The sequence below is a fragment of the Vibrio crassostreae 9ZC13 genome (assembly GCF_000272045.2).
Classification (GTDB): Bacteria; Pseudomonadota; Gammaproteobacteria; order Enterobacterales; family Vibrionaceae; genus Vibrio; species Vibrio crassostreae_C.
Genome location: NZ_AJYZ02000042.1, coordinates 638,014 through 651,420, shown reverse-complemented (window position 1 = coordinate 651,420; position 13,407 = coordinate 638,014). Strand labels below are relative to the sequence as shown.

General features: G+C 44.7%; 11 protein-coding genes. 2 read left to right on the top strand and 9 right to left on the bottom strand.

Annotated features, from left to right (window positions below; genetic code table 11):
- The 3 genes from holA to leuS form a co-directional block, all read right to left on the bottom strand.
- The coding region (gene holA / locus A136_RS21670) for a DNA polymerase III subunit delta (protein ID WP_017064173.1) at nt 1-687 on the bottom strand (687 nt) is incomplete at its 3' end.
- A gap of 12 nt (nt 688-699) precedes the next feature.
- Nucleotides 700-1,338, bottom strand: a complete 639-nt coding sequence (gene lptE, locus A136_RS21665; RefSeq protein WP_017064172.1) for an LPS assembly lipoprotein LptE — start codon at nt 1,336-1,338, stop codon at nt 700-702.
- Between the two features lie 179 nt (nt 1,339-1,517).
- Nucleotides 1,518-4,094: a leucine--tRNA ligase gene (gene leuS, locus A136_RS21660; protein ID WP_017064171.1), complete on the bottom strand. Its 2,577-nt coding sequence runs from the start codon at nt 4,092-4,094 to the stop codon at nt 1,518-1,520.
- A gap of 263 nt (nt 4,095-4,357) precedes the next feature.
- On the opposite strand from leuS, the gene A136_RS21655 reads away from it, so the two are divergent.
- Complete coding sequence (locus A136_RS21655; RefSeq protein ID WP_017062329.1) at nt 4,358-4,828, top strand: zinc ribbon-containing protein; 471 nt, start codon at nt 4,358-4,360, stop codon at nt 4,826-4,828.
- 90 nt (nt 4,829-4,918) lie between these two features.
- On the opposite strand, the gene lnt is transcribed toward A136_RS21655, so the two are convergent.
- From lnt to miaB, 5 genes are all read right to left on the bottom strand, one after another.
- Nucleotides 4,919-6,436, bottom strand: a complete 1,518-nt coding sequence (gene lnt / locus A136_RS21650; protein WP_017064170.1) for an apolipoprotein N-acyltransferase — start codon at nt 6,434-6,436, stop codon at nt 4,919-4,921.
- Between the two features lie 32 nt (nt 6,437-6,468).
- Nucleotides 6,469-7,359, bottom strand: a complete 891-nt coding sequence (gene corC, locus A136_RS21645) for a CNNM family magnesium/cobalt transport protein CorC (RefSeq protein ID WP_012603382.1) — start codon at nt 7,357-7,359, stop codon at nt 6,469-6,471.
- 120 nt (nt 7,360-7,479) lie between these two features.
- Nucleotides 7,480-7,941, bottom strand: coding sequence for an rRNA maturation RNase YbeY (gene ybeY, locus A136_RS21640; RefSeq protein ID WP_012603383.1), 462 nt, complete (start codon nt 7,939-7,941; stop codon nt 7,480-7,482).
- A complete protein-coding gene (locus tag A136_RS21635) occupies nt 7,942-9,063 on the bottom strand; it encodes a PhoH family protein (protein WP_017064169.1) in 1,122 nt (373 codons plus the stop codon).
- Nucleotides 9,064-9,226: 163 nt separating this feature from the next.
- Nucleotides 9,227-10,651: a tRNA (N6-isopentenyl adenosine(37)-C2)-methylthiotransferase MiaB gene (miaB, locus tag A136_RS21630; protein ID WP_017064168.1), complete on the bottom strand. Its 1,425-nt coding sequence runs from the start codon at nt 10,649-10,651 to the stop codon at nt 9,227-9,229.
- Nucleotides 10,652-10,959: 308 nt separating this feature from the next.
- On the opposite strand from miaB, the gene A136_RS21625 reads away from it, so the two are divergent.
- Nucleotides 10,960-12,135: a 2-octaprenyl-3-methyl-6-methoxy-1,4-benzoquinol hydroxylase gene (locus A136_RS21625; protein ID WP_017064167.1), complete on the top strand. Its 1,176-nt coding sequence runs from the start codon at nt 10,960-10,962 to the stop codon at nt 12,133-12,135.
- Nucleotides 12,136-12,203: 68 nt separating this feature from the next.
- Here the strand turns inward: A136_RS21625 and A136_RS21620 are convergent, their stop codons facing one another.
- On the bottom strand, nt 12,204-13,250 hold the full coding sequence (locus tag A136_RS21620) for a lactonase family protein (RefSeq protein ID WP_017062324.1): 1,047 nt from the start codon (nt 13,248-13,250) through the stop codon (nt 12,204-12,206).
- Nucleotides 13,251-13,407: the final 157 nt, after the last annotated feature.

Below are 13,407 nucleotides of genomic sequence, written 5' to 3'. Positions count from 1 at the left end.
TTGTGCTGGTTTTCCTTCCCCTGCCAATAGGGCATCACTCCAATGGAATGGAGTGAAGTGGTTGTGGCGGCTCAGCGATTCTTCTAAGCGCACTAAGGTTAGCTTTCCATCTGGATATTGAAGTGCCAGTTTTTCGAGGCTTTGGGTGAGTGCAAACAAGTTACCCTCATGCCATTGCGCCAGCATCTGAATAGCTTCAGGATCTGGCGACAACCCGACTTGACGGCAGCGTGCTTGAACAAATTGAGGTAGCCTGCTGACATCAGGCGTTAGGCAACTGACCCAGTGACCCTGATTCGAAAGAGCCTTAAACCACTTAGCGCTTTCTTGAGCTTTGGTGAGCTTAGTGCCCACCAAGATTAACAAGATATCACTGTGGATATGCTCGGAGATTGCGAGTAGCTCTTTCGCTATTGCGGCATTGACGCCTGACTCTGGCAGTTCAAGCTCGATGACCTGACGGCTAGAGAATAGGCTCAGTGCTTGAGTGCAGTCGTAGACTTGATTCCAATCGAGACTGCTATCAATCGCAAAGCGGTGACGTTCTTCAAAGCCTTGCTGTTTTGCAGCCTTTTGAATCGCTTCTCGGCTCTCTTGCAACAGTAGCGGTTCGTTACCAAAAATTAGGTAAACATTACTCAACTGTTTAATAAGTTGCTCTGATAAGCGGTCAGCAAAAATACGCATCAAATAAACCTATTACTCAGCCGAATCGCTAAGTGTTGGTTGTTCTTCTGAAGCTGGTACGATCTCAACATTCTTGATGTTGTATTGCTTTTCGAGTTCTTTCACTTGAACGTGCTCTAGTGCATCTAGGTCCATGCTATCAGCTGCAATGTTCGCTTTTAGTCGAGCCATCTGACGAAGGATTTGGCTTGTTGCCAACTTACGCATCTCATCTTCGATCATGTCTCGTTCAACCGACTTCGCAAGTGCAGTTAGCGGGTTATCTAGGTAACTACGGGTAACACTGGTTGAGAACGTTTTTGAGCCAAGATCTGGGATTGTTACGCGGTATGAAGCGCGGAATGTCAGTTCTTTCTCTGCTGCACGAGTGTTTTGGTATAGAGACAGAGTTCGCTCACCTACGCTCTCACTAATAATATGCAGGTTAGGTGTATTCTCAGCCGGTGGCACAATTTCTACATCATTCATACGCAGTTGACCTTTCATCATACGTGTAAACGTACTGTATTGGTCGTAACTGGTTACGGAGATCTTGTTGAGTTCTTCTGGTACGGAGTAATCACCACGTAGGTGGAAACCACACGCACTTAATAGGCTGACGGTTAAAACAACAACAGTAACTTTCAATGAAGATAGTGAAATCAGGCGCATTATTTGATGGCTCTCATGAAGGTAGAATACTTATTTAAAGGCTTTAGTTCGTTTGAGTGGTTAGGCTCAAGTCTAAAGCGCTTAAATAAGTAGACAGGGCAATTAGCTACCCTGTCTACAGACTGCTTTTGATGAATTAAGTTCGTTAATTCTTTAGCAATTGCATTGTGCTAACGAAATTAGTTAGCAACGATGTTTAGAAGCTTACCTGGTACGAAGATAACTTTACGGATAGTTAAGCCATCTAGGAACTTCTTAGCGTTCTCATCGTTTAGACCAAGCTCACGAACTTGCTCTTCTGTTGCATCAGCAGCAACGGTTAGTTTCGCACGTAGCTTACCGTTGATCATAACAACGATAGTTTTCTCGTCTTCAACTAGCGCTTTCTCATCGAAAGTTGGCCATGTTGCTGAGTCTACGTTTGATTCACCAAGTGCAATCCACATTTCGTAAGAGATGTGTGGAGTCATTGGGTAAAGCATGCGTACTACCGCTTTTAGCGCTTCGTCAAGGATTGCACGGTCTTGTGCAGATTCTTGAGGTGCTTTCGCCAGCTTGTTCATCAGTTCCATGATTGCAGCGATTGCCGTGTTGAACGTTTGGCGACGGCCAATATCGTCCGTTACTTTCGCGATAGTTTTATGGATATCACGACGAAGTGCTTTTTGGTCGCCAGATAGCGCAGAAGCATCAACAGATTCAGCAGCACCCTTAGAAGAGTGAGCGTGAACCAATTTCCAAACACGTTTAAGGAAGCGGTTAGCCCCTTCAACGCCAGACTCTTGCCACTCAAGCGTCATGTCTGCAGGTGATGCAAACATCATGAATAGACGTACTGTATCAGCGCCGTACTTGTCTACCATCTCTTGTGGGTCGATACCGTTGTTCTTAGACTTAGACATTTTGATCATGCCTGAGTGTTCAACTTCACGACCTTGATCGTCGACTGCTTTTTCGATGCGACCTTTACCGTCACGTTCAACCGTTACGTCAGTCGGTGCAATCCACTCTTTGGTGCCTTTTTCGTTTTCGTGATAGAACGCGTCAGCCAGAACCATGCCTTGACATAGTAGTTGCTTGAACGGTTCATCAGACGTCACGTAGCCAGCATCACGTAGAAGCTTATGGAAGAAACGAGAGTAAAGCAGGTGCATACAAGCGTGCTCGATACCACCAACGTATTGGTCAACTGGTAGCCAGTAGTTTGCTTTCTCTGGATCTAGAATGTCGTCTGCTTGCGGTGAACAGTAACGTGCGTAGTACCAAGAAGACTCCATAAACGTATCGAACGTGTCAGTCTCACGTAGAGCGGGTTCGCCGTTGAATGTTGTTTCAGCCCAAGACTTGTCAGCCTTGATTGGGCTCGTTACGCCATCCATTACTACATCTTCAGGAAGAATGACTGGCAGTTGGTCTGCTGGTACTGGGTGAACTTCACCGTCTTCAGTGGTTACCATTGGGATTGGAGCGCCCCAGTAACGTTGACGAGATACACCCCAGTCACGTAGACGGAAGTTTACTGTCTTCTTACCTTTGCCTTCAGCTTCAAGCTTCGCAGCAATTGCATCGAATGCTTCTTGGTACGCAAGACCATCGAATTCACCAGAATCAAACAGTACACCTTTTTCAGTGTAAGCCGCTTCAGACACGTCTAGTTCAGAACCATCTTCAGGTTTGATTACTGGGATGATATCGATGCCGTACTTAGTTGCGAACTCGTAGTCACGTTGATCGTGAGCAGGAACCGCCATTACCGCACCTGTGCCGTAATCCATAAGTACGAAGTTTGCTACGTATACAGGAACAACACGACCGTTAAGAGGGTGGATAGCCGTTAGGCCAGTATCCATACCTTTCTTTTCCATCGTTGCGAGTTCAGCTTCAGCAACTTTAGTGTTACGACACTCTTCAACGAATGCAGCAAGCTCTGGGTTGTTCTTCGATGCTTTCTCTGCAAGAGGGTGACCTGCAGCGATACCAACGTAAGAAACACCCATTAGTGTATCTGGACGTGTTGTGTACACTTCTAATGGTGCTTCTTCGCCGTTAACAGCGAAAGATAGCTCAACACCTTCAGAGCGGCCGATCCAGTTGCGCTGCATGGTCTTAACCATTTCAGGCCAACCTTCAAGGTTGTCTAGATCGTCTAGTAGCTCTTGAGCGTACTCAGTGATTTTAATAAACCACTGTGGAATTTTCTTTTGCTCTACTGGAGTGTCACAACGCCAGCAACAACCGTCTTCTACTTGCTCATTTGCCAGTACTGTTTGGTCGTTTGGACACCAGTTCACTGAAGATGTCTTCTTGTAAACCAGGCCTTTTTCGTAAAGCTTAGTGAAGAACTCTTGTTCCCAACGGTAGTACTCTGGAGTACACGTTGCGAATTCACGGTTCCAGTCGTAACCAAAGCCTAGAAGCTTAAGCTGGTTTTTCATGTACTCAATGTTTTCGTAAGTCCAAGGTGCAGGCGCTGTGTTGTTTTTAACCGCTGCGTTTTCTGCTGGTAGGCCGAATGCATCCCAACCAATTGGCTGCATTACGTTTTTACCTTGTAGGCGTTGGAAACGAGATACCACATCACCGATGGTGTAGTTACGCACGTGACCCATGTGCAGTCGGCCACTTGGGTAAGGGAACATAGAAAGACAGTAGAATTTTTCTTTGTTTGGGTCTTCACTTACAACGAAAGTCTCGCTGTTATCCCAGTGTTGTTGAACCTTTTGTTCAATCTCTTGCGGGTTATATTGTTCTTGCATCGATGGTATCCGGTTATCTTGGAATTTGTGAGTTCGGTTAGAACAGAATCTTACAGATCGTCATAGAATACCTAAAGGAGCCTAGTACAACAATAGTTATACCCTTCATACTTGCAGTTGCTGCCTAGTAGATGGCGTAATTTTCACTGAATTTCGCTGGGCAACTATACTTAAGAGTATGAATTGCATTTGTTTGTGAGCGGGAGTGCATTGCGACACATCCGTTTGCACGCGTAAAAGTTGGTTATCTTAAGGAGGTTGTTATGCCGAAGAAAAAAGCGCTCTATGAAGAAGTCGTCGAAGAGGTGATTGAAACGCTGAAGCATAGCCCTGAAGAGCTCAACAACAAAATCGAAACGTCGGGCAAGTTTGCGAAAGCAGCTAATGATATGACTAAAGATGAGCTTTCATTGATCTCTGCCTACGTGAAGTCGGACTTAAAAGAGTTTTCCGAAAGCTATGAAGAGAGTAAAAGCGGTCCATTCTATTTGATGATTGCGGACTCTATTTGGCAAGGGCTGTTGGATATTACTGATCGTACTAAGGTGGAATGGGTTGAACTGTTCCAAGACTTAGAACACCAAGGCTTGTATCAAGCGGGTGAAGTCATTGGCTTGGGAACCTTAGTATGTGACGAGTGTGGTCACCAAACCGAATATAACCACCCAACCAATATCATTCCATGCATTAAATGTGGTTCTAAAGGGTTTAGTCGTAAAGCCCTTAAACCGTAAGCTTCTGAACCATAGCGTATCAACGCAAAACCACAGCAATGAAAAAGGGTTGACCCGATCAGTCAACCCTCAAATCACTTTTCGTCGAATCTAGCTTTTTGGCTTTCTAATTACCCAACCAATCACCAAGCTGAGCATCGCCCAGATATACAGTGGCCAAGTACCTACTGTGTGATAAGGCGTTTGACCATCCGTTGAAATGAGTTCAGCTTTTAACACTGCCGTTTCAAACTGAGGCACTTGCTTGATTATATTGCCTTTGTAATCAGTAACTGCCGTCACACCGTTGTTGGTCGAGCGAATAACCGGCTTACCAAGCTCCAGAGCACGCATCTGTGCAATTTCCATATGTTGCAGAGGGCCAATCGAACGACCAAACCACGCATCGTTAGAGAGCGTTAAAATAAAGTCAGTCTCGTCGGTTACGTTCTGTCTAACTTGATCATTAAAGATGATCTCATAACACAGTGCCGGCGCTAAGTGACGACCATTTGCCACTATGTTTGGTTGAACAAAGTCGCCACGGCTAAATGATGACATTGGCAAGTTAAAGAAAGGTGCTAATGGACGCAAGATATCTTCAAACGGCACAAACTCACCAAATGGTAACAGGTGGTGTTTATGGTAGCGTTCATCTGGATCGTAGCTGTACTCACCGTATGGATTCACACCGAGAGAAAGAACACTGTTGTAGTATTTCTTATCTTCAGACTGATTCAGCACACCGGTAATGATCGAACTGTTGTTCATCTTCGCTGCGCTATCCAAGTTACGTAGGAAAGATGGGATCTCAACTTCGAATGCTGGAATAGCCGCTTCAGGCCAGATGATGATATCCGCTCCCCAGTTTTCTCTGCTTAGGTCGGTGTACTTCATCATGGTTGGCCAGCGATGACTCGGTAGCCATTTACTGTCTTGATCGACGTTGCCTTGTATCAAGACGACTGACGTGGTTTTTTCAGGGTTCGGCGTGACCCAGTCGATGTTGCGAATACCAAAGCCTGCACTAAATACGACGGCGGGAATGAGAGCGATGCTCCAAGCCCGGTTAACAATCGCATAAGTGAATGCAGAGGCTGAAACAATGATCGCTAAAGTTACTAGCTCTACGCCGCCAATCGGTGCAAATGAACCCAATGGCGAATCGATTTGGCTGTAGCCTAACCAAAGCCAAGGGAAGCCCGTCATTACCCAGCCACGCAGCCAATCACAGACTAGCCAGAATGCAGGAGCTGCAAGGAAAAAGCGGCTTAGGTTATTGGCAGGGAAGAATTTATTCAAACCCCAGGTAAATAGCCCTGAATAAACGGCTAGGTAGCCAACAAGCAATGCCATCAAAAATAGGTTGGCTGCCAGTGGCATGCCGCCAAAACCATCAATGCTGACGTATACCCAGCTGATACCTGTGGTGAATTGACCTAAACCCCATGCGTAGCCAATCCAAAGCGCACTTTTAGGAGAGCGGTTGTGGATCAGTAACAGCAACAAAGCTGGGCTGAGAATAGCAAGAGGCCATATAGAGTATGGAGCGAATGAAAGGGTGGTTATAGCGCCAACAAAAACGGCCGCAAGCGGCCGTAATAGGCGATGAATAAAGGTATTAGTCATCTAATTTCTGTCATCTCTTTAGAGAGAAGTTGTTATTCTTCGATAGTCGGAAGAGGCTGTTCGTCAGGAATGGTTACCTGTAGCTGAATCACACGACGGTTATCTGCTGATGTTATTTTGAAATGGTAGTTTTCGATTTCTACAATTTCGCCACGAACCGGCAGGTGGCCGAGTGCTGTCATAACCATGCCGCCTACCGTATCCACTTCGTCGTCACTAAAGGCAGTGTTAAACGTATCGTTGAACTCTTCAATAGTGGTTAAAGCTTTTACAGAGAAGGTATGCTTACTCAGCTTACGAATATCTAGCTCTTCTTCATCGTCGAACTCGTCTTCAATTTCACCAACGATTTCTTCGAGGATATCTTCAATGGTTACCAGGCCAGAAACTCCACCAAACTCATCGACAACGATAGACATGTGGTAACGCTCTTCTTGGAACTCCTTAAGCAGGCGATCAACTCGCTTACTTTCAGGAACAACCACGACAGGGCGAATCACTTGTTCGATATCAAATGGAGCACTTTCTGAACCCAAATACTTAAGTAGGTCCTTCGCTAATAGAATGCCTTCAACATGGTCTTTATCTTCACTGATCACTGGGTAGCGAGAGTGTTGAGCATCAGTAATGAGCGCAATCAATGTATCTAGATCATCTGTGCGTTCAACTGTAACCATTTGAGAGCGAGGCAGCATGATATCGCGTACTCGCATCTCTGAAATTTCCATAACACCCTCGAGCATGTCGCGTGTGTCGTGGTCAATTAGGTCATTAATTTCTGAGTCGCGGATTACATCTACGAGCTCTTGGCGATCTTTTACTTCACCTTGAAATAGTTGGCCTAGGCGTTCAAAGAAGGACTTTCTACTCGGACCTTCAGATTTTTTACTTCCCTCAGAAGTGGGGGGGTTACCTTCGTTCATGATTTCTCAAAAAATAACGCTATCAGAAGTGTGATAGCACACGTTACAACTCAGATTCCTGTGAAAATCACAGGTTCGATGAGTTATTGTTTCTCTGCAACCTACTTTACTAGAATCAATTTACTTTTCTAGAATGTAAGGGTCTTCAAACCCCATAGATTGCATGATTTCTGTCTCGAGTGACTCCATCTCTTCAGCTTCATCATCTTCGATATGATCATAACCTAGCAGATGCAGACTGCCATGTACAACCATATGAGCCCAGTGTGCTAGCAGAGGCTTACTTTGCTCTTCTGCTTCTTTTTCGACAACTTGGCGGCAGATAATGAGGTCGCCCAGTAGATCTAACTCGATCCCTGGAGGAGCCTCGAATGGAAAAGACAACACGTTAGTTGGCTTATCTTTGCCACGATATTCATGATTGAGCTGGTGGCTTTCTTGTGTATCAACGATACGAACCGTCAACTCAGCGTTCTCTTGAAACTGAGGAATTGTCTTGTCCAACCAAAGCTGAATATCTTGCTCAGTTGGAAGACCTTGCTCATTTTCGACCGCTAATTGCAGGTCTAGTTCAATAGACATCTATTTATCACCTTGTTCTGCAATTACAGAGCTATTTTGTGTTGCTAATTGTGTCGTAACTACCTGCTGAGCCTCAAGAAGTTTGGCTTCACGCTCTTCACGTTTACGCTTTTCAAACTCTTTGCGCTCTTTCTGGTCTTTTGCTTCCCACTTCTCGTATGCGTTGACGATACGAGCAACTACAGGGTGACGAACGACGTCTTCAGACATGAAGAAGTTAAAGCTAATGTCGTCGACTTCATTGAGCACTTCAGTCGCATGGCGTAAGCCTGATTTTGCACCACGAGGTAAATCGATTTGCGTAATATCACCTGTGATCACAGCGCGTGAGTTAAAACCGATACGGGTTAAGAACATCTTCATCTGTTCTACCGTGGTGTTTTGGCTCTCATCAAGAATGATAAACGCATCATTCAATGTACGACCACGCATGTAAGCCAGTGGCGCAACTTCAATTACGTTACGTTCAATCAGCTTCTCAACTCGCTCAAAGCCAAGCATCTCAAACAGCGCATCGTAAAGTGGACGTAAATATGGGTCTACTTTTTGGCTTAAATCACCCGGTAGGAAACCAAGCTTCTCACCGGCTTCAACAGCAGGACGAGTCAGTAGGATTCGGCGAACCTCTTGGCGTTCAAGTGCATCAACTGCTGCAGCAACGGCTAAGTAGGTTTTACCTGTACCTGCTGGCCCAATACCAAAGGTGATGTCATGAGTCACCATGTTCATTAGGTACTGTGCTTGGTTTGGCGTTCGAGGTTTGATGACGCCTTTTTTAGTCTTAATGGTCACTTCTTTGCCGTAGTCAATTTCAGACTCGACGTGTTGCTCCAAAATGCCTGACTCGGTGATCGCCAGATGTATTTGCTCTGGTTCGATATCGATTATGTTGCCTTTAACTGGAGCCGTTTCAACATAGAGGTGTTTGATGATGTCTAAAGCTGCGGCTGTAGTGTGAGGCTTACCGACAATGGTGAAAAAGTTGCTACGGTAATTAATCTCAACGCCCAGACGACGCTCAAGATGCTTGATGTTGTCGTCAAATGGTCCGCATAAACTTGCCAAGCGCTTGTTGTCTGCTGGTTCTAGATTTATCTCTAAGGTAACGATTTTATTGCTCAAATTAGCCTCTCATTTTGTGCCACTCACTCTTAAATAAAACAAAGAGCAAAAAGCCCGATTTAGACCGGGCTTCTGATGGTGATATCCCTATTTCTAAGATGGTCACTTAGTTAGGTAATTTCAAGCTTTGTGTTTGCGCTTTGTGCTCAAACAGTTGTATTGCCTATGGCGTAAATGTCGCTACACCTAGCTCGTCTTCACGTTTTGTGTTCGCCATCATTTGAGTCGGCGAGATCACGCTGCGAAGATCCATGTCTTTCTCAGTACGTACTATTTCACCACGGAGTGAGTTAGCAAATACTTCTGTGATTTTCACGTCTACGAACTGGCCGATAAGGTCAGCAGAACCTTCGAAGTTCACTACGCGGCTGTTTTCAGTACGGCCGCGAAGTTCCATTAGGTTCTTTCTTGATGGGCCTTCAACAAGGATACGTTGCTCTGTGCCTAACATTAGACGAGAGAAACGCATAGCTTGTGTGTTTACCGTTTGCTGCAGTTCGTACAGACGATCTTTCTTCTCTTGTGCTGGTACATCACATGGGTAATCTGCCGCTGGCGTACCTGGACGTGGAGAGAAAACAAAGCTGAAGCTCATATCGAAATCAACGTCTTTAATTAGCTTCATTGTATCTTGGAAGTCTTGCTTAGACTCACCAGGGAAACCAACAATAAAGTCAGAGCTGATTTGAATGTCAGGGCGAGCTTTACGCAGTTTACGGATAATAGATTTGTACTCGATAGCCGTATGTGGGCGCTTCATCATCGTAAGAATACGGTCACTACCACTTTGTACTGGTAGGTGAAGGAAGCTCACTAGCTCTGGTGTGTCTTTGTAAACTTCAATGATGTCGTCACCAAACTCAAGCGGGTGGCTTGTTGTGAAACGAATACGGTCGATACCGTCGATAGAAGCAACAAGACGAAGCAGTTCTGCGAATGAACAGATATCGCCTTCGTGTGTTGGACCGCGGTATGCGTTTACGTTTTGACCTAGCAGGTTAACTTCACGTACGCCTTGCTCTGCAAGTTGAGCAACTTCGAAAAGTACATCATCCATTGGACGGCTAACTTCTTCGCCACGTGTGTATGGTACAACGCAGTAAGTACAGTATTTAGAACAACCTTCCATGATAGAAACGAACGCCGTCGCGCCTTCAGCTTTTGGCTCTGGCAGGTTATCGAACTTTTCGATCTCTGGGAAAGAGATATCCATTACTGGCTTTTCGTTAGACAGTGATGATTTAATCATCTCTGGCAAACGGTGTAATGTTTGTGGGCCAAAGATAACGTCTACGTAAGGTGCACGTTGACGAATGTGATCACCTTCTTGAGTCGCTACACAGCCACCCACACCGATCACCACACCTTCTTTTTTATCTTTAAGCGTTTTCCAACGACCAAGCTGGTGGAATACTTTTTCTTGCGCTTTTTCGCGGATAGAACAAGTATTCAATAGTAGTACGTCTGCTTCCTCAGGTACTTCAGTTAGCTCATAGCCATTTGCAGCGTTAAGCAGATCGGCCATTTTTGATGAATCATATTCATTCATCTGACAGCCCCAAGTTTTAATTAGCAGTTTCTTACTCATTATATGTTCGCTCGATCGTTAGTTTAATTTAAGGGAGCAAATCGCCCATTATTCATCCGCTAGCCCCGTTTGTCATAATTCGGTATTCAATTTTATGACAGGCTCTAGCGGCAAGCGGCGTATTGTACTGGTTTCAAAACCGACTGACTAGTAGTCTGAACAAATCTCTTATGTAGTGGTTTTTATTATCGTTAACGCCATATGCCATAAGGGATAACCCTTTTTTCGAATAAGGTTTTTGGTTACAAGTTAGTTATGAAAAAGTACAATCAAAAACAGTCAAAGAATCAAACTGATAAGTACGAAATATGAACAGTTACGATATTGTAGTAGTCGGTGGCGGCATGGTTGGCGCAGCAACAGCAATCGGTTTTGCAAAGCAAGGTCTGAGTGTTGCGGTGATCGAAGGTTTTGCCCCACAAGCTTTTGATGAATCGCAAGCGATGGACATTCGTGTGTCAGCGATTTCTCAAGCATCGGTCGATTTGCTTGAAGATCTTGGTGCATGGCAAAGTATTGCAGCAATGCGAGTGTGTTCTTATAAACGTTTAGAGACGTGGGAGCACCCAGAGTGTCGTACTCGATTTGATGCTGCCTCACTAGACCTTCCTCGTTTGGGCTATATCGTTGAGAACAGACTCATTCAATTAGGTTTATGGTCTCAATTTGATGCCTACGACAATCTCGAACTGTTATGCCCAGAAAAGCTCGATGTGATTGAGTTTGGTGAAATCAATATCGTAAAGCTTCAATCAGGGGCTGAGTTGTCTGCGAAGTGGGTGGTTGGTGCTGATGGTGCGAATTCAGCCGTTCGCCAACAAGCTGGAATTGGCATCACGGCTTGGGATTATCGACAACACTGTATGCTTATCAATGTAGAAACAGAACAACCTCAGCAAGATATTACTTGGCAGCAATTTCTACCAAGTGGCCCTCGTTCATTTTTGCCTTTGTGTTCTCTAACCTCTGACGGTCAAGAAGTCGGGCTGGGCTCGTTAGTTTGGTATGATTCTCCACTGCGTATTAAGCAACTGTCAGCAATGGCCCCTGAAAAACTACGTAACGAAGTACTTACTCACTTTCCTAAAGAGTTAGGTGATATCAAAGTCTTGAATTCGGGTTCTTTTCCTCTGACACGACGTCATGCTCAATCATACTCGAAGAATAACTGTATTTTGGTCGGAGACTCTGCGCATACCATCAACCCTTTGGCTGGGCAGGGTGTTAACTTAGGCTTCAAAGATGTATCAGTACTGCTGGATGTCACCAAAGAAAAGGGTGAATTGAACCAGTCTGTAGCAAGACGCTATGAAGTGATAAGAAGAGGCGACAATCTAATGATGCAAAGTGGCATGGATTTCTTCTACAAGACATTCAGCAACGACATTGGCCCACTGAAATTTGTACGTAATGCTGCTCTAAAACTAGCTGAAAATTCAGGCCCGATTAAAGCTCAAGTATTGAAATACGCTTTGGGTCTCTAATTGAGCGTTTAAGACTGCTTATGAAAAGAAGGAGAGCGAATGCTCTCCTTTTTTGTATCAGATGACTACTATCGCTGTTGCGTCACACAAACCGGTGCATCGATCTCTAAAGAGTACCCTGTATAAACCAAAGACCCATCTTCATTATCTCGCTTGAATGAGGTGATGTTGTTGGAGTGCTGGTTGGCGGCGATAAGCCATTTCCCATCGTTCGTTATATGGAAGTCTCTTGGGAATTTGCCTTCAGTGTCGTAGCTATCAATGAAAGTCAGCCTTTGAGTCTCAGAGTCGATTTTGAAGCTACTGATTCTTGATTGGTGTCGACATGACACATAAAGGAATTGCTCATCAGGCGATAGCTTAATCGCAGCTGCGGCTTCTCCCTTCTCCATATTAGGCAATGCATCAATCTCTTCCACTACATTCCAAATGCCTAAAACCTTTTCCAAAGTCAGCAACGTTTCAGAGAGTTCACAGACCACATAGGCTCTGTCTTCAGCTTTGTTAAAGATTAAATGGCGAGGTCCATTGCCGGCGGGCACCTTAATAGACTGCATTGGCTCATCAAGGAACTCTTCTTGCTCTTCATCAAAGCAATAGAAGTTGATGCGATCGGTGCCGAGATCGACAGTCACAAACTGTGGTGAGTTTTGTAAGAACAGGCATTGATGGGCGTGTGGGCTAGTTTGTCTCTCTTTGTTTGGCCCGGAACCAACCATCTGGATTGTTTTGAGTCGTTTATCGATGCTGCCGTTGATACTTAAGCTAAAAATATCGAATGTGCCTGATGAGTATTGCGACGTGATAGCAAACTTATTGTGTGGATCTATCGCGACGTGACAAGGGTGATCTCCCGAGATGAGGCTTGTATTGTGTGTTAGCTGTGAATCAACATTAGGTATATGAATGAGCTGGGGCTGTTTTTGCTGGTCCACTTCCGATGCAGTATAGATCCCAGTCTTTGTTACAGTAATAAAAGAGGGGTTAGTACATTTGATGATCAGCTCTAGAGGTAATAGTTTTCCTGTTTCTAGATCTAACTGAGTTTGATAAACACCTCGGCTTTTACTTGGTGTATCTGTGTAGCAACCGATCGTTAAGGGGAGGGGTTTCATAGGCTAGTCATACTCAATTAGAAAATGGAGCTGACATTGTCTTATAAAATCGTATTAAAAGTGAGGTTATAGAAGAGAATACTTGGTGACTTGGCTAGCAGATTTGCATATTCCAGATAAAACAAAACCCAGCTAAAAAGCTGGGTTCTATTTAATG

Excerpts from the sequence above, each read along its gene's own strand:
- lptE (WP_017064172.1), bottom strand. The coding sequence starts at position 1,338 with ATGCGCCTGATTTCACTATCTTCATTGAAAGTTACTGTTGTTGTTTTA.
- leuS (WP_017064171.1), bottom strand. The coding sequence starts at position 4,094 with ATGCAAGAACAATATAACCCGCAAGAGATTGAACAAAAGGTTCAACAA.
- A136_RS21655 (WP_017062329.1), top strand. The coding sequence starts at position 4,358 with ATGCCGAAGAAAAAAGCGCTCTATGAAGAAGTCGTCGAAGAGGTGATT.
- lnt (WP_017064170.1), bottom strand. The coding sequence starts at position 6,436 with ATGACTAATACCTTTATTCATCGCCTATTACGGCCGCTTGCGGCCGTT.
- corC (WP_012603382.1), bottom strand. The coding sequence starts at position 7,359 with ATGAACGAAGGTAACCCCCCCACTTCTGAGGGAAGTAAAAAATCTGAA.
- ybeY (WP_012603383.1), bottom strand. The coding sequence starts at position 7,941 with ATGTCTATTGAACTAGACCTGCAATTAGCGGTCGAAAATGAGCAAGGT.
- miaB (WP_017064168.1), bottom strand. The coding sequence starts at position 10,651 with ATGAGTAAGAAACTGCTAATTAAAACTTGGGGCTGTCAGATGAATGAA.
- A136_RS21625 (WP_017064167.1), top strand. The coding sequence starts at position 10,960 with ATGAACAGTTACGATATTGTAGTAGTCGGTGGCGGCATGGTTGGCGCA.
- A136_RS21620 (WP_017062324.1), bottom strand. The coding sequence starts at position 13,250 with ATGAAACCCCTCCCCTTAACGATCGGTTGCTACACAGATACACCAAGT.